Annotated in this window: 26 protein-coding genes, 1 tRNA gene and 1 pseudogene; 22 read left to right on the top strand and 6 right to left on the bottom strand. The window is 64.3% G+C overall.

The window, feature by feature from the left end; translation table 11 throughout:
- Positions 1-153 precede the first annotated feature (153 nt).
- Complete coding sequence (locus tag BMIN_RS09235) at positions 154-471, top strand: hypothetical protein (protein WP_022861765.1); 318 nt, start codon at positions 154-156, stop codon at positions 469-471.
- Positions 472-765: a hypothetical protein gene (locus BMIN_RS09230; RefSeq protein ID WP_022861764.1), complete on the top strand. Its 294-nt coding sequence runs from the start codon at positions 472-474 to the stop codon at positions 763-765.
- A 16-nt stretch (positions 766-781) separates the two neighbouring features.
- Here the strand turns inward: BMIN_RS09230 and BMIN_RS09225 are convergent, their stop codons facing one another.
- The gene (locus tag BMIN_RS09225; RefSeq protein WP_162138769.1) at positions 782-1,240 is read right to left on the bottom strand and encodes a zinc ribbon domain-containing protein; all 459 of its coding nucleotides are present in this window, start codon (positions 1,238-1,240) and stop codon (positions 782-784) included.
- A 247-nt stretch (positions 1,241-1,487) separates the two neighbouring features.
- On the opposite strand from BMIN_RS09225, the gene rpsF reads away from it, so the two are divergent.
- The 4 genes and pseudogenes from rpsF to rplI all read left to right on the top strand — a co-directional run bounded on the left by rpsF (position 1,488) and on the right by rplI (position 3,267).
- Complete coding sequence (gene rpsF, locus BMIN_RS07415) at positions 1,488-1,784, top strand: 30S ribosomal protein S6 (RefSeq protein ID WP_022861762.1); 297 nt, start codon at positions 1,488-1,490, stop codon at positions 1,782-1,784.
- 63 nt (positions 1,785-1,847) lie between these two features.
- Positions 1,848-2,464 (top strand): annotated as a pseudogene (locus BMIN_RS07410) (single-stranded DNA-binding protein).
- A gap of 89 nt (positions 2,465-2,553) precedes the next feature.
- On the top strand, positions 2,554-2,802 hold the full coding sequence (rpsR, locus tag BMIN_RS07405; protein ID WP_022861760.1) for a 30S ribosomal protein S18: 249 nt from the start codon (positions 2,554-2,556) through the stop codon (positions 2,800-2,802).
- 18 nt (positions 2,803-2,820) lie between these two features.
- Positions 2,821-3,267 carry a 50S ribosomal protein L9 gene (gene rplI, locus BMIN_RS07400; RefSeq protein WP_022861759.1) on the top strand — a complete coding sequence of 149 codons (447 nt, stop codon included), beginning with the start codon at positions 2,821-2,823 and terminating at the stop codon, positions 3,265-3,267.
- An 80-nt stretch (positions 3,268-3,347) separates the two neighbouring features.
- Here rplI and BMIN_RS07395 read toward each other — a convergent pair whose 3' ends face one another.
- From BMIN_RS07395 to BMIN_RS07385, 3 genes are read right to left on the bottom strand one after another with little or no spacing between them, the layout of a single operon-like run.
- Entirely contained in the window at positions 3,348-4,073 is a 726-nt protein-coding gene (locus BMIN_RS07395) for a glycerophosphodiester phosphodiesterase (RefSeq protein WP_022861758.1), read from the bottom strand.
- Positions 4,074-4,087: 14 nt separating this feature from the next.
- Entirely contained in the window at positions 4,088-4,669 is a 582-nt protein-coding gene (locus tag BMIN_RS07390; RefSeq protein WP_420796723.1) for an aryl-sulfate sulfotransferase, read from the bottom strand.
- Positions 4,670-4,676: 7 nt separating this feature from the next.
- Positions 4,677-5,060, bottom strand: a complete 384-nt coding sequence (locus BMIN_RS07385; protein WP_051126469.1) for a class I SAM-dependent methyltransferase — start codon at positions 5,058-5,060, stop codon at positions 4,677-4,679.
- Between the two features lie 243 nt (positions 5,061-5,303).
- Here BMIN_RS07385 and BMIN_RS08120 point away from each other — a divergent pair, with 243 nt between their 5' ends.
- The 3 genes from BMIN_RS08120 (at position 5,304) to BMIN_RS07370 (ending at position 7,027) form a co-directional block, all read left to right on the top strand.
- Positions 5,304-5,840: a PNPOx family protein gene (locus tag BMIN_RS08120; protein ID WP_152595235.1), complete on the top strand. Its 537-nt coding sequence runs from the start codon at positions 5,304-5,306 to the stop codon at positions 5,838-5,840.
- Between the two features lie 180 nt (positions 5,841-6,020).
- Positions 6,021-6,674 (top strand): DNA-3-methyladenine glycosylase, encoded by a 654-nt coding sequence (locus BMIN_RS07375; protein WP_022861754.1) that lies wholly within the window; start codon positions 6,021-6,023, stop codon positions 6,672-6,674.
- Positions 6,674-7,027 (top strand): DUF488 domain-containing protein, encoded by a 354-nt coding sequence (locus tag BMIN_RS07370; RefSeq protein WP_022861753.1) that lies wholly within the window; start codon positions 6,674-6,676, stop codon positions 7,025-7,027. Before BMIN_RS07375 ends, BMIN_RS07370 begins: the two co-directional genes overlap by 1 nt.
- Positions 7,028-7,107: 80 nt before the next feature.
- Here BMIN_RS07370 and BMIN_RS07365 read toward each other — a convergent pair.
- A tRNA-Lys gene (locus BMIN_RS07365) sits at positions 7,108-7,181 on the bottom strand.
- A gap of 177 nt (positions 7,182-7,358) precedes the next feature.
- On the opposite strand from BMIN_RS07365, the gene BMIN_RS07355 reads away from it, so the two are divergent.
- The 5 genes from BMIN_RS07355 to clpB all read left to right on the top strand — a co-directional run bounded on the left by BMIN_RS07355 (position 7,359) and on the right by clpB (position 14,548).
- A complete protein-coding gene (locus BMIN_RS07355) occupies positions 7,359-8,438 on the top strand; it encodes a DUF3152 domain-containing protein (protein WP_022861752.1) in 1,080 nt (359 codons plus the stop codon).
- Between the two features lie 43 nt (positions 8,439-8,481).
- A complete protein-coding gene (locus tag BMIN_RS07350; RefSeq protein WP_026647619.1) occupies positions 8,482-9,606 on the top strand; it encodes a glutamate--tRNA ligase family protein in 1,125 nt (374 codons plus the stop codon).
- 131 nt (positions 9,607-9,737) lie between these two features.
- Positions 9,738-10,688 carry a YggS family pyridoxal phosphate-dependent enzyme gene (locus BMIN_RS07345; protein ID WP_022861750.1) on the top strand — a complete coding sequence of 317 codons (951 nt, stop codon included), beginning with the start codon at positions 9,738-9,740 and terminating at the stop codon, positions 10,686-10,688.
- A 104-nt stretch (positions 10,689-10,792) separates the two neighbouring features.
- The gene (locus BMIN_RS07340) at positions 10,793-11,608 is read left to right on the top strand and encodes a fumarylacetoacetate hydrolase family protein (protein ID WP_022861749.1); all 816 of its coding nucleotides are present in this window, start codon (positions 10,793-10,795) and stop codon (positions 11,606-11,608) included.
- 240 nt (positions 11,609-11,848) lie between these two features.
- Positions 11,849-14,548 (top strand): ATP-dependent chaperone ClpB, encoded by a 2,700-nt coding sequence (gene clpB / locus BMIN_RS07335; protein ID WP_022861748.1) that lies wholly within the window; start codon positions 11,849-11,851, stop codon positions 14,546-14,548.
- Between the two features lie 360 nt (positions 14,549-14,908).
- Here the strand turns inward: clpB and BMIN_RS07330 are convergent, their stop codons facing one another.
- Positions 14,909-17,707, bottom strand: a complete 2,799-nt coding sequence (locus BMIN_RS07330) for an HAD-IC family P-type ATPase (protein ID WP_022861747.1) — start codon at positions 17,705-17,707, stop codon at positions 14,909-14,911.
- Between the two features lie 275 nt (positions 17,708-17,982).
- Between BMIN_RS07330 and BMIN_RS07325 the strand changes: the two genes are divergently transcribed.
- The 8 genes from BMIN_RS07325 to gatA all read left to right on the top strand — a co-directional run bounded on the left by BMIN_RS07325 (position 17,983) and on the right by gatA (position 25,557).
- Positions 17,983-18,264 (top strand): metal-sensitive transcriptional regulator, encoded by a 282-nt coding sequence (locus BMIN_RS07325; protein WP_026647618.1) that lies wholly within the window; start codon positions 17,983-17,985, stop codon positions 18,262-18,264.
- Between the two features lie 152 nt (positions 18,265-18,416).
- Complete coding sequence (locus tag BMIN_RS07320; RefSeq protein ID WP_022861744.1) at positions 18,417-19,784, top strand: DNA recombination protein RmuC; 1,368 nt, start codon at positions 18,417-18,419, stop codon at positions 19,782-19,784.
- 239 nt (positions 19,785-20,023) lie between these two features.
- Complete coding sequence (locus BMIN_RS07315; protein WP_022861743.1) at positions 20,024-20,815, top strand: hypothetical protein; 792 nt, start codon at positions 20,024-20,026, stop codon at positions 20,813-20,815.
- A complete protein-coding gene (locus BMIN_RS07310) occupies positions 20,808-21,536 on the top strand; it encodes a TrmH family RNA methyltransferase (RefSeq protein WP_022861742.1) in 729 nt (242 codons plus the stop codon). The genes BMIN_RS07315 and BMIN_RS07310 overlap by 8 nt, the downstream gene beginning before the upstream one ends.
- Positions 21,537-21,744: 208 nt before the next feature.
- The gene (locus tag BMIN_RS07305) at positions 21,745-22,731 is read left to right on the top strand and encodes an ATP-binding cassette domain-containing protein (RefSeq protein WP_022861740.1); all 987 of its coding nucleotides are present in this window, start codon (positions 21,745-21,747) and stop codon (positions 22,729-22,731) included.
- Entirely contained in the window at positions 22,728-23,603 is an 876-nt protein-coding gene (locus BMIN_RS07300; protein WP_022861739.1) for an ABC transporter permease, read from the top strand. The genes BMIN_RS07305 and BMIN_RS07300 overlap by 4 nt, the downstream gene beginning before the upstream one ends.
- 119 nt (positions 23,604-23,722) lie before the next feature.
- Positions 23,723-24,019: an Asp-tRNA(Asn)/Glu-tRNA(Gln) amidotransferase subunit GatC gene (gene gatC, locus BMIN_RS07295; RefSeq protein ID WP_026647616.1), complete on the top strand. Its 297-nt coding sequence runs from the start codon at positions 23,723-23,725 to the stop codon at positions 24,017-24,019.
- 2 nt (positions 24,020-24,021) lie between these two features.
- The gene (gene gatA, locus BMIN_RS07290; protein ID WP_022861737.1) at positions 24,022-25,557 is read left to right on the top strand and encodes an Asp-tRNA(Asn)/Glu-tRNA(Gln) amidotransferase subunit GatA; all 1,536 of its coding nucleotides are present in this window, start codon (positions 24,022-24,024) and stop codon (positions 25,555-25,557) included.
- The last annotated feature ends 18 nt before the right edge of the window (positions 25,558-25,575 follow it).

Raw genomic sequence — 25,575 nt, 5'->3', positions numbered from 1 at the left:
CGCCGTGACGTGCCTTGAAACGCCAGAAACGACCCTAATATACACGGGCGACCCGCAGCCGGACGCCGTTCGCCGCGCAGGGCGACGAGGGCACCGTTCGCGCACACGTGCCTCTGCACGTCGTCGGGGGTGGGGCTGACGGTTCCGCCACGGATGGCGTTCCACAGAGGCGTCCACGTCACGACCAGGTTCCGTCCGAAGCCCAGACCCATCGCCTCGACGAGGAGCATCCACGATGCCGCGACGAGGATATACCACGGCGACGGCGACATGGAGACGCTCGCGTTGAGCATGGAGCCGGTGGACGTCCCCAGCAGGGAGTCGGACAGAGAGGACAGCTGCGGCAAGGCGCCGGAAGCGGTGACGGCCGCCGAGAACCGGGCGAGAAGAAAGGCCGTCGCAAGCCATCCCAATCCGACTGTCGCGGGGGCCTTCCACAGGTCGGTCCATCGCGCGTGCGCGGGATCGTAGATGTTTCTGGCCGCGGCGCGCAGGCAGATGAGAATGGTTGCGGCGAGGAAGACGAGGAGGCATATCCACAATATCGCCCGGGTTCCCACGTTCTGGGCGGTGAGGATCGAAAGGGTGGACTGTCCGGATGTTCCGGAGGCGACCAGCGTGGCGCCCAACGAGGATTCGACGACGAGGATGATCGGAATGAGCGGGAAGAGCAGCGGGACAAGCGCGAGCATCCAGACGTTCCCCGTGGTCAGAACGTATCCCACGAATCCCGCGAGTCCGATGATCGTGAACACGACGCCGTAGACCATGAATGCGTCGGTCACGGTTCGGACCCATCCCCGGAGGCGATGGCTCCAGCGCCAGTATGAGGTGAGGACGTTCGAGGAGTCGGGGGCGTACTGGGCGAGAAGATATCCCATGAACGAACCGACGGCGGCGGTGAGGAAGGCCATGAGGAACGTTCTTCCGGTCGCGGCCCCCACCTGGATGCCGCTGACCTTGAAGGCGAAAAGACCTGCGAGGAGGATATGGCATAGTCCTGTGGCAAGCCCCACCATGACCGATCCCACGGCGCCTCCGAGAAGGAAGCGGGTGCCGAGCCGTCGCGCCGAGCGGTATGCTCCGGCGGCGGTCCCCACGAGGAGGGCGACGCCGACGAGCGTGAACGGGGAATGGATGGTGGCGGGGTGGTGCTGTCCGGTTCCGCGACGGGCCGCCCACAGTGGGAACAGAACTGCGCCCCCGCTTGCACGGGGTGCCCGCAATGAATGCATGGCATGGATGGTGTCCCTTCGGTTCCGCGAGGCGGTCGTCGATTCATCGGTGGGTTCTGATGTGCCTTTGCAGGATCGATTTTACCGTTGAGGCTGTTCGGATGCTGAATGTTTTCGGGTGGTCTCGATTCCGCCATTCCGCAGGTCGCAGACACGGAGTACACTGGAAGGGTTGTTCATCTTATGGTGAATGCACGCATACACACTCCTGTCGCGGAAAGTCCGTGGCCGTAAGTCCGAAGGAGGTGGGTGATGTCTGCGCATAAATACGAATTGATGTTCATTGCGAATCCTGAGCTCGATGAGCGGGGTCTGACCAAGCTGACCGAGCAGTACCTCGATATTGTCACCAAGGAGGGCGGCTCCATCGATGGAACCGACTATTGGGGGCGTCGCAAGATGGCCTATGAGATCGCCGGCAAGAACGAGGGCAACTACGTGGTGGTCAACTACACCGCCGATCCTGCGACAAGCGCCGAGCTTGATCGTCTGCTGAACCTCAACGAATCCGTCATCCGCACGAAGATCCTGCGCAAGGACGCCGAGTAGTCCTCGCCGACGCGCCTGGCCGCCCATGGTCGGTGCGTGGAATCCAACCCAAGGAGCATCAGTATGGCAGGTGAAACGATTATCACCGTGGTGGGGAACCTCACCGCGGATCCCGAGGTGAGAACCATCGGAAGTGGAGCCACCGTCACCAGTTTCACGGTCGCCTCCACCCCACGCTCGTTCAATCGCGAGACGAACCAGTGGGAGGACGGGCAGGCGCTGTTTCTCAGGTGCTCCGCGTGGAGGGCCCTGGGGGACCATGTGGCCCAGAGCCTGTCCAAGGGCATGCGCGTGATCGTGACCGGCCGGTTGAGCCAGCACTCGTATCAGGCGCAGGACGGATCCCAGCGCACATCCATCGACCTGACGGTCGACGAGATCGGACCGAGCCTGCGGTACGCCACGGCCCAGGTCACGCGCCAGTCGAGCGCCAGCGGGTTCTCCGGAGCCGGACGGTCCGGGGGTTTCTCGGCTCCCGCCGGAAACGCCGGAGGCTATCAGGGTGGCGCCGGATACAACCGTGCCGCCTCCGCGGCCCCGGCATCGGCTCCCGCCCAACGCAGTCTCCGGCCGCCCCCGCCCAGGATCCCTGGGCCTCGCCGGCGTCGTCGAACGACGGGTTCTCGTCATTCGGAGGCAGCGGCGACTTCGGCGGGTCGGGAGACGATCCGGAATTCTGACGCCCTCCCGAACGCCCTCCCCGATCCGAGTGCGTCGCACCGACGTCTCGGACATTAACGACATATAAGTTCATATAAGGAGAAACACCATGTCACGTAAAAGGCCGCAACCACCGGTCAAGCCCTTCAAGAAGAAGCCGAATCCCCTGAAGGCCGCGAAGATCACCGAGATCGACTACAAGGATGTCGCGCTTCTGCGCAAGTTCGTCTCCGACCGTGGCAAGATCCGTTCGCGTCGCATCACCGGCGTCACCGTTCAGGAGCAGCGCAAGATCTCCCGCGCCGTCAAGAACGCCCGCGAGATGGCGCTGCTTCCGTACGCCACGTCCGGCCGCTGATTCAGAGAGGATAGGAACATGGCTGAAACCAAGGTTATTCTCACCAAGTCCGTCGCGAATCTCGGACACTCCGGCGATGTCGTCGAGGTGCGCCCCGGATACGCCCGCAACTATCTGATCCCGCAGGGGCTCGCCTTCCGTTGGAGCAAGGGCTCCGCGGCGCAGATCGAGGCCATGCGCAAGGCGCGTCAGGCCAAGTCGATCGCCACCCGGCAGGAGGCCATCGACGCGAAGGCCGCCATCGAGGGCTCCGTGGTGGAGATCTCCGCCAAGGTGTCCGAGTCCGGCAAGCTCTTCGGAGGCATCTCAGGCGACTCGATCGCCGCCGCCCTTGCGGACAAGGCCGCGGTGGATCCCAAGTCCATCAAGGTCGAGTCCATCAAGACGGCCGGAGAGTTCCCCGCCACCGTCGCCCTGCACCCGGAGGTCTCCGCCTCCTTCACGGTGAAGGTCGTCGCCGAGTAGTTCATCGGGTTGGCGGCAGTCCTTGGGGCTGCCGGTAGCCCATGGATGCATGGTGGGGTCGGATCCCCGCCATCTTTCCGTCAGAGGCTCCCATGCGCATCGTCGTGTGGGAGCCTCCGACGTATGCGGCTCTGCAGCTCGGCGGCGGACAGCCGCAACTGGGGCACGCCCGCGGAATCGTCGGCGGACGCCTGGGCGGAAAGCAGCCGCGTCATCGTTCGAGGATAATCGGTGATGATGCCGTCGACGGAGGCCTGAGTGACCTCGCCGAAATCCAATGACTCGATAAGGGTGGATGATGTCAGCGACCGTGCGGCGAGAATCCGCTCCAGCCTCTCGAGATCGACCTCATCCTGCTTGTTCTCGACCACCAGCAGAGCGTTGCCGGGAAGGGCGTCGAGGACCTGCCCGAAGGTCACGGCATGGAAGCAGCGCTCGGAGTCGTATCGGAGGCACATGGACGTCCAGTCGTCCGTGGACAGTGAGCTGACGGGCGCGTCGTCCGAATCCTCCGTCGTCTCGCCGGTCGTCGAATCATGCGAGATGGCGATGCCTCCGTCGTCAAGCGTCCGCAGATCCATCTCGACGGGGTATCCTTCCGCCGCCGCGCCCAGAAAACTGTCCAGAGACCCGGCGGGGAACCTTTCCTGTCCCCCGCGATGGGCCACGATAAGCGGGATGCGCGTGATTCCGCTGGCCTGCGCCAGAACCGCGTCCACGCCGGTCGACATGCATAGCACGAGGACGGCGAGGGCGGCGACCACGGACAGCAGCTCCAACGGGATCCTGGATGCGGAACGAGGCATACGGCTTTGACGGGTCAGGCGAAGTAGAACCCACTGAAGTCATACTGGTAGACGCGGTAGATGATGTTCTTCATCAATCCCATCGTCCATTGGCTTATCGGCGTGCCATCATCCGAATACACTCCGAACAGTCCCTTCGTTCCCGAATCCACGAGAACCGTTCCGTTGCCCAGTTCCTGCACGCTGCTGACGATCGAGGAATAGGGGACGTTGAATGACTTCACCAGTTTGTACGTGCGTGCGTTCTCGTCGACGAGATACTTGTAGTATCGCGAATGCGTTCCCGTCGCGAAGCTGGTCTGGATCCCCTTGACGTTTGCCGTCCAGTCATAATCCGGTCTGGTGTTGCTTTTGCCGTAGTTGTTGTCGAACATGTACAGATAGTACTGGCCGTCGGGAAGACCGGAATCCTTCTCATACGTGACCGAGTGCTGTCCGCCGGTGCCGGAGCTGTCGCCGATTTTCGTGAGCAGGTACGACGCGTAGTCCGAACCCTTCCAGAAGCTTTCCTCACCGATCATGTAGTCGATTGTGGGGTTGGACTCCAGATCGTCGAGTTTGATGGCCGTGGACGTCTCGCGCGAGCTGAGGATCACGCTGCCGTCATCCAGCATCTGGATGGTGTTCAGATGCAGCCAGTCCTTCTCCTTCGGCGTGGAATCGGCGTTGTAGTTGTGGCTCTCCCGTCACCCCCTCGTCCGAGAGGTTCCTTCCGAGCTTCAGCAGCGCCATTGGGGAGTGCGCCGTCCAGACCACGTCGAATCCGGCTTGCTCCAGCAGTTCCTTCCATTCCGCTTCGGTCAACGGCCGGGCGTTCACTTTGATGGCGCGCGCGAGATCCGTCCTGATGACGTCCTTCGTTGACTGGTCGAGATCGTCCGGGTGCAGCCCGAGTTCATGAATGGAGTATGTGCCGCCGGGTCGCAGGAGCCGAAAGGCCTCGCCGACGATGCGGGATTTTCCTGACTGCCCCTGCATGCTCAGCATGGCTTCTCCGATGACGGTGTCGGCGCAGCCGTCGGGCAGTCCCGTCGAGGCGGCGTCGGCAAGTATGCACGCTCCATTCCTAGGGATAAGGTTTTCGCGATAACAGTCTTGTCTTTGCCGGATGGGTGTGCTAAAGCGTTCCCTATCCGATTCAGGTGTCGAGCCCGCACCGTGGTGATTGATATAGCGAGTTTGTACGGAATCGTGGTGACCATACACAACACATGCAAGGGGCAGGTCTCCGTGAGGCGAATTGATGCCAGGAAACTGTATTACGGTTTTCCCGTGGTCGTTCTGTCATATCAGACATCCGACGGGGAATGGACCATGACGCCCTGCAGCTCCTCGTACACGCTTGGTGACACGTTGTGCGTCGGTCTGGATTCGTCGACGACCGCGGCGCAATGCATCGTGCGGGAGGGACGATGCACATTGAGTGTTATCCGTCCGGATATGATTGATATCGTGCGTGCGTTGGGGTCGGCCCATGGCAGGTCGAAGGTGGCGTCCAGCGGCGTGGTGATCTCCTCTCTTCCCGACGTGTGGGGCGCGTACCCTCAAGGTGCGCAGATCGTTTTCGTCATGGAGGTGGAGTCGGTGCAGGAGGCTCACGGATACGCGCATTTTCGTTTTGCGATCCGGGCGCGATACGCCGATGATGCCCTGCTTGAGGCTGGTGGGGTGAAGCCGGAGGAGGTGTCGACTCTTTCCTATGTGGGGGATTCTCATCGAAGGCTGTTGACGTCGTCGCCGGCGTCGATGGTTCCGGATCGACCGTGACCCGGATGGCGGCGGTTCCGCCATGCGTGGTCGGGTTGGCGCGCGTCATCCCCTGGTTTTTTCTGACTTTTGTTTTCCCGGGCTTTTCTCTGCATTTGAGATCACATGGGCCTGTGCTGGCGTGCCCATATGGTCGTGCCTATACTGGCGGCTGAAACGAGGCGTAGAAACGTGAGCACCATGCAGGATGACGATGGCTTTCCGTCAGGTCTGAACCCTGATTGTGATTTTCTGCTGCGTTCCGCCGACGAGGCAGCGAGGCTTCTGCTCGGATGCGTTCTGATCCGTGACATGCAGGGGAGTCGTGTGCGGGTGAGGATAGTGGAGACCGAAGCCTACGATCAGGACGATCCCGCGAGCCACGCGTTCGGTGGACCGAGCGAACGCAACCGTGCCCTGTTCGGACCCGCTGGTCATGCGTATGTTTATGTTTCCTACGGTATGCACCATTGCTGCAACATCACCGCAGGCTCGAATGGCTTCGGGGCGGGGGCTCTTATTCGCGCGGTCGAACCATTGCGGGGTTTCGAGATGATGCAGTCGCGGCGGGGAAAGACGGGCATCGAGGTCTGCAACGGGCCCGGCAAGCTTTGCCAGGCATTGGACATCGACCGTCGTCTATACGGCCATCGGCTTGATGAGGGTCCCCTGATGCTGGAGCGCTCCCGTCTTCGCAAAGGCGAGCGGATCCAGAGGACGCCGAGGGTCGGGATCAGCAGGGCCCGGGGATGTTTGCGGCGGTTCATCATAGCGGATAACCCATATGTCTCCAAGGTTCCGAAGGCGATTCGGGAGCAGGCGTTATGGGATGACGAGACCGGAGGGATGGCATAATGGCGCGCATTGAGTTGAGAAGGATATACGCTCCGGCGGGAGAGAACGAGGGTTTCGTCGTTCTTGTGGATCGCATCTGGCCGCGGGGGATATCGAAGGAGCGGGCCGGAGTCGATTATTGGGCCAAGAGCATCGCGCCGTCGTCCGAGCTTCGCCGGTGGTTCGGGCACATTCCGGATCGGTTCCCTGAATTCGAGAGCCGATACGAGCATGAGCTGGACGAGAATCCCGACGTTCCGGGCTTCCTTGATCTGCTAGGCGGACACGACCGCATCACTCTTGTCTACGCGGCGAAGGACGAGCTGCACAACAACGCGGTCGTGCTCAGCGCCTATCTTGCATCAAGAGTGTGACTACGCGGGGTGTGACTACGACAAGCGTGGAAGATGGAGAAAGCGGAAGAGCGTGATCGCGTGGAACCCTACCGTATGGGTGCCCCCTCAGGGATTCGAACCCTGGACACGCTGATTAAGAGTCAGCTGCTCTAACCAACTGAGCTAAAGGGGCAAGTTGGCAGCTTTCGCAAGCCGAGAAGCAACTATACACGTTTGCGTGATGGCCGCAATCCGTGACACTTGTCGGTGTGTCGCCCATCGACGTGGTTATGCGGTGGATTATGCGGTGGACTGCGCGGTAGTGTTGAACGGTTATCGAGAACGGCGTTGAGGCCGGCAAGGGGGCAATATGGCGCGGAATCGTCGACGATATGAGGATGGCTTTCCTCCGGATGGCTTTCCTCCGGATGGCGTTGATTCGGATGGCGAGGATCCGAACGCTGGCGGCGGACATCCGGAGATCCGGCGTGGTCCCGATCCGCGCCGTCGTTCCGAACGCGCCGGCGACTCCGATCGTTCCGATCGCCCCGGCGGCGTCACGGCTTCCGGCCGCCGAGGACGACGGATCGCTCTGGCGTCCGCTGCCGTTGCGGTGATGTGCGTCGTGGGCGTTATGGCGGCTTTGTCTCTTCACGGCGTGGGGCGGCGTGGAGGCGCGAGGTCGGAGGGTTCCGCGCATGTCACGGCATCCTTGGCGGGAGGATCCGGATCATCCGTGGTTTCGGAGTCCTCGGGAGGGACGATGTCGAAATCGTCGGCGCCCCGAGCCTCCGAATCGTCGGCCTCCGCGTCGTCGTCCAAGACGGGGGATTCCGACCCGACGGGAACCGGCACGTCCTCATCGGCTTCCGACGGTGATGGAGCGGATCCCGCGTCCCTGTCCGACGCCGAGCGTTCCGAGATAGCGGCGGACGCGCGGGCGGTCGCGACGGCCGGCGGGAAGACCGTGCGCGAGTACACCTACTGCGTGGCCGCCAAGGGCGACGTCGGGGATATCGGAGAGTTTGAAAGCACAGTGTTCCGCACGCTCAACGACGCGCGTGGGTGGCCGCGGGCGGGAGCCGTGTTCACGCAGGTTTCGAGTGGTTGCGACATGACCATCTACCTGTCCGAGGCGCGGTACATGACCTGGTTCTCGTCGGGATGCTCCGCGGAGTACAGCTGCCGCGTCGGTCAGGCCGTCATCATCAACCTCACCCGCTGGGATCATGGCGTCGATGCGTGGATGGCCGCCGGCGGGACGCTTCCGCGGTACCGTCGCATGGTCATCAACCACGAGGTGGGGCATCGGCTTGGCCATATCGACAATGAGATCACATGCGATGCCGCGGGGAACCGTGCGCCGCTGATGCAGGAGCAGTCGATGGATCTGCGCACATGCATTCCGAACGAATGGCCCTTGGACAGCGAGCTGTGGATCGCCGACTGATCGGGGTTTACGCCACGGCGTAATGTCGTCCGACATGGTTGACGTGATCGGGCGTCTGGCGCCCACGCCCAGCGGAAGGATGCATCTCGGCAACATCATGGCGATGATGGCCGCATGGATGTCGGCGCGGTCGCAGGGCGGACGGGTGCTTCTTCGCATCGAGGATCTGGACCGCGCTCGCGTCGTCAGGGACGCCGATCGTTGGATCATGGATGATCTGGAATGGCTGGGGATCGATTGGGATGCGGATCCCGTCTATCAGTCGGATCGCGATGGCCTCTATGGCAAGGCGCTGAAGGCCGTGGAGTCCGCCGATTCCGGCGTGGACCCCGGCGTCTACCCCTGCTGGTGCTCGCGCAGCGACATCCGTGCCGCCAGCGCCCCGCAGGAGGGTGACGGCTTCGTGGTCTATCCCGGCACGTGCCGGCGGCTGGCGATGGAGCACCCTGATGAGGTCCGGGCCCGGCTGAGGACGCGCGCCCAGCATTCGCTCCGTCTGGCGATGCCGGGCAGTATTCCGCGGACGACCCCTGATGCGACCCCTGATGCGACATCTGACGCGACGTCAGGCGCGATGCCGGGGTGCGTCGATCCCCCGCGTGATGTCGTTGACGTGCATGACCGGGTGTTCGGTGATGTGCGCTATTCGTTGTCCCGTGACGTCGGCGACAGCGTCATACGGCGTGCCGATGGGGTTTTCTCCTATCAGCTTGCCGTCGTGGTCGACGATCTGACGATGGGCGTCACCGATGTGGTCCGGGGCCGCGACCTCCTTCGTTCCACGGCGCTGCAGATGGAGATCAGACGCCGGTTGGAAGCCGCCTTCCATGCGGGTGCCGATATCGGAGGGCCCGTGACGGACGGCGCTCCAGCCTGGAATCCGCGTTACGCGCATCTTCCCCTTGTCGACGGATCGGGAGGTCGGCGTCTGGCGAAGCGCGAACGTTCCCTTGATATGGGCGCGCTGCGCGCGGCCGGAGCCACCCCGGATCAGGTCGTCGGCTATTGCGCATGGCTGCTGGGAATTCGTGCGGAGGAGACGTCCGATCGGCCCGTGCCCCTGTCATGCGCACAGGCCTGCCGGTTGTTCTCGTGGAAGGACGTCGCCGCATCGCTGGACGATCGGATGCTCCCGAAGGACGTCGTCGAGGTCATACGGCATCTGTGAGGCTGATGAGCCGTATCCGCCCTTCCTGCGCATATGTGGCTACGATGGTGGGGATGGACCCGGAACGGGTCCCCTGGCGCGTGATGGGCGAATCGGGGGCTGCATAGGATACTGCTGACGGTGAGGACGATATGACGGCGTATATGGAGCATAAGGATTTATCGAATGTCTCGATCTCGGAGAAGCGCATCTGGGAGATAGCCGATGGCGTGCATCGCGTGATGGAGGAGATCGACAGGGCGTCCGCCGCCGCGGGACGGCATCCGGATGACGTCACGCTCCTTGCGGCCACGAAGACGCGGGACGTCGGCGAGATCATGGCCGCCATCGCCGCCGGGGTGCGTATGATCGGCGAAAATCGTCCTCAGGAGGTCGTCGCCAAGGCCAAGGGGTTGCGCCGGTTCTGCGCCCGTCGAGGACTGTGGCTCGGTCGCGCCGATGATGGGAAGGCCCTCGCAGGCGGCGTGTCCCCCGCGGGTGACGGAGCCTCTGTATCCAACGGAAGTGTATCCAACGGGAGTCGCGCCGCGGATGTCAACACGGCCGCGGATGTCAACGCCGCCGCCATCGCCGCAGCGCAGGAGGGCCACCTTCGGCGCATCCCCTTCCATCTCATCGGCCAGTTGCAGGCCAACAAAATCGGCAAGGTGCTTCCGTTCGTCGACACGGTCGAGTCCGTGGATTCCCTGGAATCGGCTGAACGGCTCAACCGTCGGGCGCAGGCCCGGGGCATCGTCGTCGACGCGTTCCTTGAGGTCAATGAGTCCGGCGAGGCCGCGAAGTCGGGGTGCTCCCCGCAGGAGGCCATCGATCTGGCCATGCGCATAGCCGCACTGGGGTCCGTGAGGCTGACCGGTTTGATGACGGTGGGCGCGCACGTCGATGACGAGCATGTGATCCGCGCCGGGTTTGCGCATCTGCGGTCGATACGCGATGCCGTCGTCTCGTCGGGGGAGCAGGGGGCCGGGTCCTGCCGCGAGCTGTCGATGGGGATGACCCACGATCTGGGCATGGCCATCGCCGAAGGGTCGACCATCGTCCGCGTGGGGACGGCGATCTTCGGGCCCCGCGCCTTCGTCTGAGCTCCTTCACGCGTTCCTTTCGCGTTCCTCCATCCGGCTGGGGGCGTCGTTTCGTTCGGGGGGGCGTCATCTCGCCAGACGTGTCCGTGGCGTAGTCTGGGCGTATGAGAATCGCACGCTTCTTGCATGATGACGTTCCCCAGTACGCGTTCGTCCAGAGGGATGAGAAGGACGGCAGAGACTACCTCGTGGCGCTTGACGGCTATCCGCTGGGATCCCGTCCCGTGACGCCCACCGGGAAGCGCTACGCCCTCGACGAGGACGGCGTCCGGCTGCTGGCCCCCGTGATCCCCTCCAAGGTCTATGGTCTGGCGAAGAACTACGAGGCCCATGCGAGGCATATGTATGCGAAGGGGCAATCCGACGTTCCGCATGCGCCCGAGGATATGGTCATATTCACCAAGCCCAGCACCTCGGTGATCGGCCCCGACGACCCCATCGTGCTGCCGCCGTTCTCCACCGACATGAACTTCGAGCCCGAGGTGGCCGTGGTCATCGGTCGCATCACCAGAAACGTCACCGTGGCCGAGGCCATGGACCATGTTCTGGGCTTCACCTGCGTCAACGACGTCACCCTGCGCGATCTGCAGGGGTCCGATCCCATGTGGACCAGGGCCAAGGGCTTCGACACGTCCTGCCCTCTGGGGCCGTGGATCGAGACGGATCTGAATTGGCGTGACGCCCATATATCGTTCGAGCTCAACGGCGAGGACGTCCCGCTGGCATCCGGAACGACGGCGGATCTGATCCATGGGATCCCCGAGCAGATCGCCGCGATCTCCGGTTTCTCGACGCTTCTGCCGGGAGACGTCATCATGACGGGCACCCCCAATGCCTCGGGGCATCTTGAGCCGGGCGATGAGGCCGTCGTCGTCATCGAGGGCATCGGGCGGCTTCGCAACGTCGTGGTCCGCGCGTAGCCGGGGGCGCCCTGGTCTTGGTGTCGGCGTTCGACTGTCCGGCGTTCGGCTGCACCGCGTTGGCTCGCATCTCCGTGTCGTCTCTCCGTGTCGTCTCTGAAACTTGAGTGTCGTGGACTCAAGTTTTGGGAATAGAAAGCCCTCTCCTCGGGTTGGTGATGGCAGAAGGTTCATGCCGTGTGGTCGCCGGCCGACAAGGCCGTGCCTCCTCCACGGCCTGGGATGACATGGAGGATGACTATGGAACCGAAGTTGACTGAAGGTGCCCAGCAGGCGTTGGGTGACGCCGTCCAGAGCGCCGCGGCCGCGGGCAACGCGCAGGTCGAGACCCTGCATCTTATGGACGCGCTGCTTCGTCAGGAAAGCGGCGTCGTGCGGGGGTTGCTGCAGACCGTTGGAGGTGACGTGCAGGCGATCGGCGCCGAAGTGCGCAACGCGCTGGTGGGGCTTCCAAGCGCGAGCGGATCGACGACATCCCAGCCGTCGGCGAGCAGGCAGCTGTCGTCGGTGCTGACGCGCGCCGATGAGGAGATGCGTCGTCTGGGTGACGAGTACATCTCGTCGGAGGTGCTGCTGGTGGGCATCATGCTGGCGGCTCCCAACAAAACCGACGACATACTCAAGCGGCATGGCATCACGGTGGATGCGCTGCGCACCGCGATTCCGAAGATTCGCGGCGGAGCCAGGGTCACCAGCGCGGGGGCCGAGGGCTCGTACAAGGCGTTGGAGAAGTATTCGACGGATCTGACCGCCGCGGCCAGGGACGGCAAGCTCGATCCCGTGATCGGACGCGATCAGGAGATCCGTCGGGTCGTGCAGATCCTCAGCCGCCGGACGAAGAACAACCCGGTTCTGATCGGGGAGCCGGGCGTCGGCAAAACCGCCGTGGTCGAGGGTCTTGCGCAGCGCATCGTCGCCGGCGACGTACCCACCACGCTGCGTGACAAGAGGCTTATCAGCCTCGATCTGGGATCGATGGTCGCCGGATCGAAATACCGCGGCGAGTTCGAGGAGCGGCTCAAGTCCGTCCTCAACGAGATCAAGAACGCCAACGGCGAGATCATCACCTTCATCGACGAGATCCACACCATCGTGGGAGCGGGGGCCGCCGAGGGGTCGATGGACGCGGGCAACATGCTCAAGCCGATGCTGGCGCGCGGCGAACTCCGGCTTATCGGAGCCACCACGCTTGACGAGTACCGCGAGAACATCGAGAAGGATCCCGCTTTGGAGCGTCGTTTCCAGCAGGTGTTCGTAGGCGAGCCCAGCGTGGACGACACGGTCGCCATCCTGCGCGGCATCGCGCCCAAGTACGAGGCCCATCACAAGGTCACGATCTCCGACGACGCGCTCGTCGCCGCGGCGACGCTGTCGAATCGGTACATCTCGGGCCGGCAGCTTCCCGACAAGGCCATCGATCTGGTCGACGAGGCGGCCGCCCGGCTGCGTATGGAGCTTGACTCAAGCCCCGAGGAGATCGATGAGCTCAACCGCCAGATAGACCGTCTCACCATGGAGAAGTCCTACCTGCTGGGTAACCCCAAGGACGACGGTGCCGCCCGCAAGGCCGTCGAGGCGCTTGACGAGAAGTCCCGCAGCCGTCTGGATGACCTCAACAAGGAGATCGCGGACAAAAGCGAGCGTCTCACGGGTCTGAACGCCCGTTGGAACAGCGAGAAGGAGGGACGCAACAAGGTCGGTGACCTTCGCAAGAAGCTGGACGACCTGCGCACCCAGGCCGACCGTTTCGAGCGCGAGGGCGATCTGGCCAAGGCGTCGGCCATCCGGTACGGCGAGATCCCGCAGATCACCAAGCAGATCGATCAGGCCGAAAAAGCCGAGAAGGAGGACCGGGACTCCACTCCGAACGGCGGCGACGAGCAGGTTCCGATGGTTCCCGACCGCGTCGACGCCGATTCCGTGGCCGAGGTCGTGTCGGAGTGGACGGGGATCCCCGTTGGCCGCCTGATGCAGGGGGAGAACCAGAAGCTGCTTCACATGGAGGATCAGCTCTCGCAGCGAGTCATCGGGCAGGATGAGGCGATCCGGGCCGTCGCGGATGCGGTGAGACGGTCGCGTGCGGGAATCTCGGATCCGAACCGTCCCACGGGGTCGTTCCTGTTCCTCGGTCCCACGGGCGTTGGCAAAACCGAGCTGGCCAAGGCCCTGGCCGACTTCCTCTTCGACGACGAGAAGGCCATGGTGCGCATCGATATGAGCGAGTACATGGAGAAGGCCTCCGTGTCGCGGCTCATCGGAGCGGCGCCCGGGTACATCGGATACGAGGAGGGCGGACAGCTTACCGAGGCCGTGCGCCGGCGGCCCTATTCGGTCGTGCTGTTCGACGAGGTCGAGAAGGCCAATCCCGAGGTCTTCGACATCCTCCTCCAGGTTCTTGACGACGGCCGTCTCACCGATGGTCAGGGCCGGACGGTCGACTTCACGAACACCATCCTCATCATGACGTCGAATCTGGGATCGCAGTTCCTCGTCCAGCAGGATCTTGACGAGGAGGCCAAGCGCAAGGCCGTGATGGACGCCGTGCACATGCACTTCAAGCCCGAGTTCATCAATCGGTTGGATGATCTGGTGATCTTCCACCCGTTGACGAGACAGGAGCTGGGGGGCATCGTCGACATTCAGGTGAGGCAGGTCGCAGACCGTCTGACCGAACGTCGGATCACGCTTCAGGTGACGGACGCGGCGCGGGAATGGCTGGCGAACACCGGCTACGATCCCGCCTACGGAGCCAGGCCGCTTCGTCGTCTGGTCCAGACCGAGGTCGGCGACCAGCTGGCCCGGATGCTGCTGGCCGGAACCGTGCACGATGGGGACACCGTGCTGGTCGACCAGACGGGTGGCGAGCATCTGGAGCTGAGTTCCATGCCCGACGATCCGCTGTCCGGAGTCCACATCGATGGGGTGGTCGCCGATGAGTGATGCTACGGTGAGTGACGCCACGGTGAAGTGAGACCACGGGATCCTGCCGGCCGGTCATTCGTCGCGGATGACCGGCCGGCCGTCGATCGGCTGATGGCCGATCGAGTCCCGATGGCCGATCGAGAGTTGCGAGCGCAAGACGATGGAGGCCTCCCCGGAACGGGGAGGCCTCCATCGTGCTTATGGCGATTGTTTGGTTGTTTGGTTGTTTGGTTGTTTGGTCGTTTCGGGCGTTCGATTGTCCCGTGGGGGCGCGTGCGCGTTCGGTGGCGGCGCGTACGGTCAACCATGCATGCGATCCGGCGTGCGTGCTCATATGTGCGTGCGTTCATGCCCGAATGGGATCGCATGCGGATCCCGTCATGTCTTGTCCGCGTACTCCTTTGGGGACGCGTCGAAGGTCCGCGCGCAGTGTTCGCTGCAGAAGTAGTAGGATTCGCCCCCGTATTGGCGGGTGATCGCGTCGTCGTTGACGGTGACGCTCATCCCGCAGACGGGATCCGTGGCCGTCGTCGTGGCGTCGGCGGTGTCGTGTTTCGTGTGATGCATATGCATGGTGTGTCCTTCCGTTGATGGTTCCTTTGATGGCAGGGGGTCTTCGACGGCCGTCGTCGGCGGTTGAGCCGAGGGAGATCGTGGCGTTGCGATCCCGCCCGTGGCGTTGCGATCCGAGTCGTCGTCATGGTCGTCCGGATCAACATGGTCGTCCGAGGAGTGCAGATCGTCCGAGTCGATGATGACGGTCGGCTCATGCGCCGTCACGCCTGATGCGGCTGACGCCGGACCGTCCCCCTGGCGGATGTCCTCGCGGATGCGGGCGTGGCGCAGGCGGTTCGCATTGAGGACCAGGCACACCGAGCTGAAGGCCATGGCGAGCCCCGCTATCATCGGGCTGAGCAGCATTCCGGTGAGAGGGTACAGAACCCCGGCCGCGAGCGGTATGCCGATGACGTTGTAGCCGAACGCCCATCCCAGATTCTCCTGGATATTGCGCATCGTCACCTTCGAGAGGTTGATCGTGCGCAGGACCCCGGTGAGGTCGCCGTTCATCAGGGTGACGTCGGCGGACTGCATGGCCACGTCGGTTCCCGTGCCCATGGCGATGCCCAGATCGGCCTGCGCCAGGGCGGGCGCGTCGTTGATGCCGTCGCCGACCATGGCGATGAGCCCATCGTGGTCGCCCTTCTGGTCGCGCTCCTTCTGGAGACGTTCGATCCAGTAGGCCTTGCCGTCGGGGCGCACTCGGGCGATGACGGTGTCGATGCCCACCTGTCGGGCGACCTCGGTGGCGATCGGGGCCTTGTCTCCGCTGAGCATAACCGTTCGTATCCCCGCTCGATGCAGTGCCGCGATGGTGGCGGCGGAAGTGGGTTTGATCGTGTCGGAGCCATACGTGGGCCTGTCGATGGTGGAATCCACGTCGACCACGCCCCGGGTGATGGTGCCCGTTTTGTCGAAAACCACCGTGCGTATGGCCCGAGCCCTCTCCAGGGTGGATGCCGAGGTCACCAGAACGCCGTTCGTCGCGCCCAGTCCCATGCCGGCGGTGACCGACAGCGGAGTGGCGAGTCCGAGGGCGCAGGGGCAGGCGATGATGAGCACGCTGACCGCGGTGACCAGAGCGTGCATCAGTCGGGGTTCCGGTCCGAAGCCTATCCAGATGGCGAAGGTCCACACGGCGATGATCATCACCACGGGGACGAAAACTCCGGCGATGCGGTCGGCCATGCGCTGGACGGGGGCCTTCGTCGCCTGGGCATGGGCCACCATGCCGACGATCTGCGCAAGAACCGTATCCCCGCCCGTGCGTGTGACGCGGATGGCCACGGTGCCGTCGAGCACCATGGTGGCGCCGGTGACGTCGCTGCCGGCGACGGCCTCGACGGCCTCAGACTCGCCGGTGATCATCGACTCATCCACGTGCGCGGTTCCGTCCAGCACCACCGCGTCGACCGGAATGCGCTCGCCGGCCTTGACCACCAGTATGTCGTTCTCGTGGATCTCGTCGATTCCGACCTCATGGAGATGGGACGCCTGCCGCCATACGCCCAGCGCCGTGCGCTCGTCCGTCGTGTCGAGAAGCCGCGCCTCGCGAGGACGCAGCCGGATAAGCGACTGTATGGCCTTTCCGGTGCCCTCGCGCGCCTTGGCCTCAAGCAGGCGTCCGAGAAGAACGAGAGTGATGATCACGCCGACGGATTCGAAATAGGGCTCGCGGGAGCCTTCGGGAAGCATCGCGGGGGCGATGCACGCCACCAGGCTGAACACGTACGCCGCCGTGGATCCCATGGACACCAGCGAGTTCATCTCGGGCATCCGGTGAACGAGCGCGGGCCATCCGACGCGGTGTATGGGCGCGCCGCAGTAGAACATCACCGGAGTGATGAGAAGCGCCTGAAGCCAGGGGTTGACCATCCATCCGGGGATGAGGGAGGGGGCGGCCATATGGAGCATCGAGGTGACGAAGACGGGAACCGTCAGTATGGCGCCGATGATGACAAGCCGTGTCAGATAGGCGATCTCGCGTCGGCGCTCCTGCGCGCTCCGGCGTTCGTCCTCAAGGGCCAGCTGGGGATCCGGTGCGGGGACGTCGGTTCCGCCGTCGGCGGCGCCGCTCGTCGCCGTCGTCGCGGTTATTCGGGTCGTGCCGGACGTGCCGGCTCCCGTCACGGTGCCGGTGCCGGTGCCGGTTCCGGTTCCGGTGGAGGTCGGGTCGTTGCCGTTCGTGCTGGCTGGGGTGTTCGTATCGTCTGTGCCGTTCGTGCCGTCCGAGCCGTCTGTGGTGACGATCAGAAGCCCGTGCACCATGTTCATGCCGCAGGCGAACGGGTATTCCCCGGGAGGCAGAGCGGGAAGGCGGACCTCCGTCCGGGTGTTGCCGGGGAGGACGGCGTCAAGCGCGATGTCGGAGAAGACGACGTGCGACGTGCATTCGCCGGTCTCCTGCCGGTCGAAGGTGAGGGCGATGGGCGTTCCCGCCGCCATCGTGATCGTTGAGGGGGAATATCCTCCTTTGACCGTGATCGTCGCGTTCTGTACGCCGTCGTGAACGGTTCCCGTGGCGGCGTGGCGCCTGCCGAAGAAGAACCGCAGGATGATCCATGTGAGCAGCCCGGCCACGACGATGACGCCGACGCCGGCGAATATGTTGATGGGCATCGTTCCTCTTTCTCTCCAGTGCGTTCGACCGCGTCGCCGCGTTCGGTCCTCGCGTCTCCATCATCGCAGTGAGGGGAGGCGGCGGACGGTCTCCGTGGTTTTATGTTCCGAATCTTCGCGGTCCATGCTGTCGTGATGCCATACTATATACCCCATACCCCCATGGGGTATATACTCAGAGGGAAACGTCCCGACGCGGATGTGCCCGGCGTGTTGTGGCGAACGGTGCGGATGGAATCCGGCGTGAACGGTCGTCGGGGTTGCTGGAGGCGAATATGCAGGGTTACCACGAGGATAAAGGCAGGGTTATGGCGCGACTGCGCCGCATCGAGGGGCAGGTTCACGCCATAGCCCAGATGGTCGATGACGACAAATACTGCATCGACGTCATCACCCAGATATCGGCGGCCGATTCGGCGCTGAAGTCCGTGGCTCTTCTGCTGCTGGATGATCATCTGGACCATTGCGTACGCCGGGCCGCGGCCGAAGGGGGCGATGTGGCGGATGAGAAGCTCGCCGAGGCCTCGGGGGCCATCGCGAGGCTGGTAAAGTCCTAGCCGCGTCGGGTGGGCGTCGGACGGGATGCCCGCGCGACCGCGGATGCCGTCGCGTCGCCGGCCGACGTGGCCGCGATGGCGGCCTCCCGCGTGTTCCGGAGGTCGGACGTGCCCGTGCGGTCGGGTCCATGCCATGGATTTGAATAGAACATATGTTCGATTCTGTGGTGACGATTCTTATCGTGGTGGCGGCCATCGCCGCGGCCTTCGCCGTGGGGATGATGGCGGGGGCCATGCGGGGTCGTGAACGGTGCCGGACCATGCTGGATCGTGAGAACGAGGCATGGCGCAACCGCATCGAGGAGGTCAGAGCCGCCAACGGCCAGCTCACCGCGCAGTGCTCGCAATTAAGGGCCCAGTCCGAGGGACTGGTCCAGCAGCTGACCTTCGCGAAATCGCAGCTTGCCGAGGCCCAGCAGGCCGAACGCATCCGCATCGAGCATGAGCGCGATCGCATGGAGGAGGAGAACCGGCGTCGGACTCAGGAGCGCGAGGGGATGATGAAGGAGCGGTCGCAGGTCGTCACGGCGCTCGCTCCCGTGCAGAAGACCCTGGAGGCCCTCAGGGGCAAGGTCGCCGACATGGAGGAGGGGCGGCGACAGGAGATGGGGGCGCTTGGGGAGAGGCTCAAGGGTCTGGGCGACCAGCAGGGGCGTCTTGACCGGGAGACCGCGGCGCTCGCGGCGGCGCTCCGCGACAACAAGGTCCGTGGCGCGTGGGGGGAGGCCCAGCTGCGCAACATCGTCGAATCGGCCGGGCTGGTCGAGCATGTGGACTTCGACGTCCAGACGGCTCTTCAGAACGATTCCGGGCGTGGTCTTCGTCCCGACATGCTTGTCCACCTTCCCGGTGGCGCGGCCGTGCCCATTGACGCGAAGGCGCCCTACGCCGACTATCAGAGGGCCTGCGCGATACCCGACACCGCCGGCCCGGAGGATCTGGACAGACGGGAAAGGCTTCTGCGGGCGCATGCCAAGGCGTTGCGCGAGCATGTGCGGGCGCTGTCGCAGAAGGAGTATTGGAAGGCGCTTCCCGTCGCCCCGGATTTCGTCATCGCCTTCATTCCGAACGAGTCGCTGCTGCAGGCCGCGCTGCGGGTGGATCCCGCGCTGCTCGATGACGCCTTCTCCCAGAATGTGGCTTTGACCTCACCGGTGACGCTGTGGGCCGTGCTCAAATCCATGTCGTATGCCTGGCAGCAGCAAAGTCTGAGCGATGACGCGCGCGAGCTGTTCGATCTGTCGCGCGAGCTGTATGGAAGGTTCGCGATTCTGGGGGAGAGGGCCATCGCCTTGGGAACGTCCATCACGAGGACGGTCACCTCATACAACCAGTTCGCGGCATCCCTCGAATCCCGCGTGCTCGTCACCGCCAGAAAGCTTCAGAGGGTCGATATGTCGACGACCATAGCGCCCGTCAGCCTCATCGGTTCCGAGGATGGCGACATACGGGAGCTGACCGCGCCGGAAACGCATGGGGACGGGACGGTGGCCGATCGTCACGGCGATGAAGGGCTGTGAGGCCGAGGGAGGAAGGCCGAGGGAGGAAGGCCGAGGGAGGAAGGCCGACGGACGTAAGGCCGGTTTCGACCGTTCCCGTTCCCGTTCCCGTTCCCCCGTTTCCGTTTCCGTTCCCGTTCCCCCGTTTCCGGTTTTCTGTTTTCCGTCACGTCGTCGTGGCTTCTGGAGCACCGTGGTCCTCCGAATGCCTTGATACGGTCTTCCTGCCCTTGACCCCCCGCGGCGGTAGTGTGTGGCTCATGGCAGATAGGAACGTCCAGGGATCCGGGTTCCGCAGAACCGGAATCGCTTCGTCCGCGGCGGCTGGCGATGGCGGCGTCCGCGGCGGCAAAAGGAACGATGAAGGGCGGGATGTCGACACGGGTTTCGCGTTGATGTCCCCCCGTGACCAGCTGGCCGAGCTGCTTCGGCGAGAGATATCGGGCAGGCCGTTCAGCGAGCTGGCCTCGGTGACGCTCGACCATCGTGGCGCCACGATCGTGGGCCATGCCCTTCTCGATGCGCTGGAGGACCAGGGGTTTTCCATGGATGATTACGACGCCGTTGGCGCGCTGACGGCGGCGTCGGTCCCTCTGGCTTGCGCCATGATCCAGGCCGCGGCGTCGCGGGGGCAGGATCTTGATGCCTTCGTCATGGACTTCGTCTATCCCTCGATCAAAGGCCCCTCTATCGAGGGGAAACGCGTGGTTCTTCTGGACTCGTGGCTGTCGGAGAAGTCGTATGTGCAGACATCCTCGCTGGTGACGCTGCGCAACGGCAACGAGCTGAGCCTGGATTTCGGGATCGTCGAGCGCGAGCATGCCCGGTCGGTTGCGGTCGCGGCCCTGATCGGCGGCGTCGGGGACCCGTCCGGGGCCGGTGACCAGATCGATGCGTCCGGAGCGGATGATGGCGGCGCCTCCGTCAGTGGTAATGGGTCGCCGCGCATCACCGTGGTCGATCCCGTCACCGCCGAGCGCCGGGATCTGCCGTTCGTACGGGTTTTCGATGAGAAGGATCTGCGCGAGGAGGCACGACGGTCTCATGCATGAACCCGATCCAGTCACGGTGGCGGCTCGGGCGTCGGGCGAACCCGATCTGAGGATAGTGGGTGTCGGCCCTTGGGCCCAGGAGCATCCCGGTGAGCCGCGGCCGGACGACCCCGAATCCCCGGGCTTCGATCCCCGTATCGATTCCGGGCTTCTGGACGAGGGGGACCGGCGGAACGTCGTGGATCGGTACCGCTATTGGACGGTCGACGCCATCCGCGACGACCTTGACGCACGCGGGCGTCATCATTTCGAGGTGGCCGTGGAGAACTGGTCGCACGACTTCAACATCGGATCCGTGGTCCGTACAGCCAACGCCTTCGCCACCAATCGCGTGCATATCGTCGGTCCACGGAAATGGAACCGGCGCGGGTCTCTGATGACCGAGTTGTATCAGCACGTCGACCACATGCCCAGCATCGCGGCTCTGGGGGATTGGTGGCGTCGGGAATACCCCACGGCTCCCATCATCGCCCTGGACATCATCCCGGGAGCCGTTCCCATCGAGACGTACGAGTTTCCGGACCGATGCCTGATGCTGTTCGGGGCGGAGGGACCGGGATTGTCACGCAACGCCCTCGATCTTGCCGATGACGTCGTGTACATCTCGCAGTTCGGCTCCGTCAGATCCATCAACGCCGGAGCGGCTGCCGCCGTCGCGATGCACTGCTGGGTGACCCAGCATGGCGGGAACCAGCGGCCAGCTCCCGCAGCGCGGCGGTGAACCCCCAGGGTGACCCAGCACGGCGGGATCCGGAGCGTCATGGCGATGTCCCGGCGGTATGGCGACGGCTCGTGACGGGGGCGTTCGGAACCGCCATTCCCGTCCGCGGATGGTCCGTGGATGACGAGGGGGGGGGGATGACGAGGGGCGCGTCCACAATCATGATTCGGAGCTTCCGGGAGGGTCCCCCACCCGATAGACTTGAACGATGATCACCATTCAGGGGCTCACCAAGCGTTTTGGCTCCCGCACAGTGTTGTCGGATGTCGGCTTCGTCGCCGAGGACGGTCGCGTCACCGGATTTCTGGGACCTAACGGAGCGGGTAAATCCACGACCATGCGGGCGCTGCTAGGCCTGATCCGTCCGGATTCGGGAGCCGCACTCATCGATGGGCAGCATTTCGCCGAATCGTCTTCGCCGATGTCCCTGGCCGGCGCCGTGCTGGACGCGAAGTCCGCCCATCGCGGACGCACGGCATACGATTATCTGCGGTCCCTGGCCCTGACCAACGGCATCGAGCGGCGACGCGTGGATGAGGTCATCGAGCAGTGCGGCCTGTCGTCGGTGCGCTCGCGCAGGGCAGGGACGTTCTCGCTGGGCATGAGCCAGCGTCTGTCGATCGCCGCCGCGCTGCTGGCCGACCCCCATAACCTCATCCTCGATGAGCCGATCAACGGACTGGATCCCGAGGGCGTCCGATGGGTCCGTGACATATGCCGGTATTACGCGTCGCAGGGGCGTGCCGTTCTCCTCAGCTCGCACCTGATGAGCGAGGTGGCCATGACCGCCGATGATCTGGTCATCATCGCCAGAGGTCGGATCCTCCACACCTCGACGGTTCCCGACTTCGTCTCTGAGCACTCCATGCATGCGCTTCGGGTGGCGACCCCGGATTGCGCCGCGTTCACCGCCGCCATGGAGGCGCTGCCGGATGCTCAGGTGACGAGGATTCCTCCCTCGCCCGACGATCCGGAGCGATGCATGGTCTTCAGGGTTCTTGGGGTTCCCGTGTCGGAGCTGGCGGGCGCTCTGATGGATGGCCGCGTGGTGGTGCATGAACTTGTCGAGGAGCGCACCTCGCTGGAAAGCGCCTATCTGGAGCTGACACGGGGTCAGGGGGATTACGCGTCCCATGGCGTCGGCGGGGCAGCGCCGATTCCTGATCGGTCCGCGATGAATGGAGATATGCGATGAACGAATCGGTGACGGGGACCGGACGGGGCGTGCCGGCGCACAGGGGACCGGGGCGGGTCACCTTCTGGGGAAGTCTGTGCGCGGAGCTCCTCAAATTGCGTGGGCTGGTCTCCACGTGGGTTCTTATGGGACTCCTGATGGTCGGGATACCGGTCGTTGCGGCCATAGTCGCGGCCGTCGTCCGTTTTGGGGGGGTCTCCTCCACGTCGTCCGCCGTGATGTTCTGGACCTATTTCGGATCCGCTCTGGGGAACATGATCCTTGTCGCCGGCATCTTCGGGGTTATGGCGGTCACCACGGAATTCACCACCAGATCCATCCAGTCCTCGCTTCTCGCGGTTCCGCGCCGTCTGACGTTCATGGGGTCGAAGCTCCTCGCCGTCGGGCTGTACGTCATGGCGGCGGCCTTCGTCGGTGTGACGCTGGGGGCTCTGTCGACCCTGCTGGTGTCCGGCGGCGCCGGGCTGTTCGATCTGTCGTTCCGGGATCTCAGGCTTCCCGTCATCGTTATGCTGGGGGGACCCGCGGCGCTGGTTCTGGTGGCCATCATGGCGGCCGGTCTGGGGGGGGTGTGCCGTTCCACCGTCGGCGGGGTGCTGGCGCTTATAGGCGTGTTCTCCATCCTCCCCACCATCACCGCCATCGCCGCGGTGCTGCTGTCGAAATACCAGTGGATGGTCATGGTTTTCTCGTGTCTTCCGGATCAGGTCTTCAAAACCTTCCTGCGGGGGGGAGCCGCCGATACGCTTTCCGGATCGGTGTCGTCCTCGTTCACGCCGAACTGGTGGCAGAGCGGAATCATCCTCGTTCTGTGGACCGTCGTGTTCTCCGCGATCGGCGTCATGGTGGTCCGGCGTTCGGATGTGAAGTAGGCGCATGCGAGGTAGTCGGACCGGGACCGTCGATGCCGATCGGGGGACGACGCGTCGGGAAGGATCCGAATCCGCCACGTCGCGGATGCACGTCACAGATAACTCATATAGTGGTGGGCATGCCAACATTCACGCGTGAAGAAATCGAGCATCTGGGCGACCTGTCCCGGATCGCCCTCTCCGATGAGGAGATCAGCCGCATGCAGGGCGAGTTGAACGTCATCGCCGATGCCATCGCCACGGTTCAGGAGGTCGCGGGCGAGGATGTGCCGCCCACCGCCAATCCCATTCCTCTGGAGGCCTATCTGCGGCCCGACGAGCCGGAGGAGCCGTTGTCCCAGGAGCAGGCCGTCGCGGGTGCTCCGGTGTCCGAGGCGGGCATGTTCGTCGCGCCGAGGATTCTGGGGGAGGAGTGACCATGACCGACACCAATGAACTAGTGCGGCTGACGGCGGCTGAGATGGCCGGACGCGTCCGTTCCGGAGAGGTGTCCAGCCGGGAGCTGACCGAAGCCCATCTGAGCGTGATCGAATCCGCCGAACCGGACATCAAGGCCTTCCTCAGGGTCTGTCCCGATGACGCCCTCGCGCAGGCCGACGCCTTCGACGCCCGCCGTGCCGCGGGCGACGTCGAGGGACTCCCCGAGCTCGCTGGCGTGCCCATCGCGATCAAGGACATGATCGTCACGAAGGGCATAGAGACGACAGCCGCGTCGAAGATCCTCAAGGGGTGGATCCCCCCCTATGACGCGACCGTGATCACGAAGATCAAGGCCGCGGGCATGCCGATTCTCGGCAAGACGAATCTTGACGAGTTCGCCCAGGGATCCTCGACGGAGCATTCGGCGTTCCAGACGACGCACAACCCTTGGAACACCGACTGCGTTCCCGGCGGTTCGGGCGGCGGATCGGCGTCGGCGGTGGCCGCCTTCGAAGCGCCTCTTGCTCTGGGGACGGACACCGGCGGCTCGATTCGCCAGCCGGGCGCGCTGACGGGAACCGTGGGAGTCAAACCCACGTATGGAGCCGTGTCGCGCTTCGGGGCGATAGCCATGGCCAGCTCCCTCGACCAGATCGGGCCGGTGTCCCGCACCGTCCTGGATTCCGCGCTGTTGCAGGAGGTCATCGGCGGGTATGATCGCCGGGACTCCACCTCCATTCCCATGGACGTCCCCCATCTCGCCGACGCGGCCCGCGAGGGCGCCCGCATGGATCTGCACGGCCTGCGCGTCGGTCTGCTCAAGGAGCTCGGTGGGGAGGGATTCCAGCCCGGCGTCGAGAAAAGATTCAACGAGTCCGTCGACCTGCTTCGCGGGATGGGCGCCGAGGTCGTCGAGGTGTCATGCCCCCATCTTCCCTACTCGTTGGGCGCGTACTACATCATCATGCCCTCCGAGGTGAGCTCGAACCTCGCCCGCTACGATGGAATGCGGTACGGCCTGCGGGTCATGCCGCCCGAGGGCGTCCCGCAGACGGCGGCGAACATGATGTCCTATACGCGCGAGGCCGGATTCGGCGATGAGGTCAAGCGCCGCATCATTCTGGGAACCTATGCGTTGTCGGCCGGATACTACGACGCATGGTACGGATCGGCGCAGAAGGTCCGCACCCTCATCATCCGTGACTTCGCCGCGGCATTCGAGAAGGTCGACGTTCTGGTGTCCCCGACGTCCCCCACCACGGCCTTCCGGTTCGGGGCCAAGATGGACGATCCTCTGGCCATGTATATGAACGATGTCGCGACCATTCCCGCGAATCTCGCGGGAATCCCGGCCATGAGCGTTCCGGCCGGCCTCAGCGACGACGGTCTTCCCGTGGGATTCCAGTTCCTCGCGCCCCAGAAGCACGACGAGGCCCTGTACCGCCCCGCCGCCGCCTTGGAGGCCGCCCTTGAGAATCGCTGGGGAGGTCCCCTCTGGCGGTCCATGACGGCCGGCTGGCTGGAATCCCGCTGAACGCGCATCGGAAGGATG

Origin of the sequence: Bifidobacterium minimum, assembly GCF_000741645.1 — a bacterium.
Classification (GTDB): Bacteria; Actinomycetota; Actinomycetes; order Actinomycetales; family Bifidobacteriaceae; genus Bifidobacterium; species Bifidobacterium minimum.
This window is presented reverse-complemented; position numbering and strand designations above follow the sequence as displayed.

Coding starts and splice junctions, on each gene's coding strand:
- BMIN_RS09235 (WP_022861765.1), top strand. CDS start 154: ATGGCGTTCCACAGAGGCGTCCACGTCACGACCAGGTTCCGTCCGAAG.
- BMIN_RS09230 (WP_022861764.1), top strand. CDS start 472: ATGTTTCTGGCCGCGGCGCGCAGGCAGATGAGAATGGTTGCGGCGAGG.
- BMIN_RS09225 (WP_162138769.1), bottom strand. CDS start 1,240: ATGCCATGCATTCATTGCGGGCACCCCGTGCAAGCGGGGGCGCAGTTC.
- rpsF (WP_022861762.1), top strand. CDS start 1,488: ATGTCTGCGCATAAATACGAATTGATGTTCATTGCGAATCCTGAGCTC.
- rpsR (WP_022861760.1), top strand. CDS start 2,554: ATGTCACGTAAAAGGCCGCAACCACCGGTCAAGCCCTTCAAGAAGAAG.
- rplI (WP_022861759.1), top strand. CDS start 2,821: ATGGCTGAAACCAAGGTTATTCTCACCAAGTCCGTCGCGAATCTCGGA.
- BMIN_RS07395 (WP_022861758.1), bottom strand. CDS start 4,073: ATGCCTCGTTCCGCATCCAGGATCCCGTTGGAGCTGCTGTCCGTGGTC.
- BMIN_RS07385 (WP_051126469.1), bottom strand. CDS start 5,060: ATGCTGAGCATGCAGGGGCAGTCAGGAAAATCCCGCATCGTCGGCGAG.
- BMIN_RS07375 (WP_022861754.1), top strand. CDS start 6,021: ATGCAGGATGACGATGGCTTTCCGTCAGGTCTGAACCCTGATTGTGAT.
- BMIN_RS07370 (WP_022861753.1), top strand. CDS start 6,674: ATGGCGCGCATTGAGTTGAGAAGGATATACGCTCCGGCGGGAGAGAAC.
- BMIN_RS07355 (WP_022861752.1), top strand. CDS start 7,359: ATGGCGCGGAATCGTCGACGATATGAGGATGGCTTTCCTCCGGATGGC.
- BMIN_RS07345 (WP_022861750.1), top strand. CDS start 9,738: ATGACGGCGTATATGGAGCATAAGGATTTATCGAATGTCTCGATCTCG.
- BMIN_RS07340 (WP_022861749.1), top strand. CDS start 10,793: ATGAGAATCGCACGCTTCTTGCATGATGACGTTCCCCAGTACGCGTTC.
- clpB (WP_022861748.1), top strand. CDS start 11,849: ATGGAACCGAAGTTGACTGAAGGTGCCCAGCAGGCGTTGGGTGACGCC.
- BMIN_RS07330 (WP_022861747.1), bottom strand. CDS start 17,707: ATGCCCATCAACATATTCGCCGGCGTCGGCGTCATCGTCGTGGCCGGG.
- BMIN_RS07325 (WP_026647618.1), top strand. CDS start 17,983: ATGCAGGGTTACCACGAGGATAAAGGCAGGGTTATGGCGCGACTGCGC.
- BMIN_RS07320 (WP_022861744.1), top strand. CDS start 18,417: ATGTTCGATTCTGTGGTGACGATTCTTATCGTGGTGGCGGCCATCGCC.
- BMIN_RS07315 (WP_022861743.1), top strand. CDS start 20,024: ATGGCAGATAGGAACGTCCAGGGATCCGGGTTCCGCAGAACCGGAATC.
- BMIN_RS07310 (WP_022861742.1), top strand. CDS start 20,808: ATGCATGAACCCGATCCAGTCACGGTGGCGGCTCGGGCGTCGGGCGAA.
- BMIN_RS07305 (WP_022861740.1), top strand. CDS start 21,745: ATGATCACCATTCAGGGGCTCACCAAGCGTTTTGGCTCCCGCACAGTG.
- BMIN_RS07300 (WP_022861739.1), top strand. CDS start 22,728: ATGAACGAATCGGTGACGGGGACCGGACGGGGCGTGCCGGCGCACAGG.
- gatC (WP_026647616.1), top strand. CDS start 23,723: ATGCCAACATTCACGCGTGAAGAAATCGAGCATCTGGGCGACCTGTCC.
- gatA (WP_022861737.1), top strand. CDS start 24,022: ATGACCGACACCAATGAACTAGTGCGGCTGACGGCGGCTGAGATGGCC.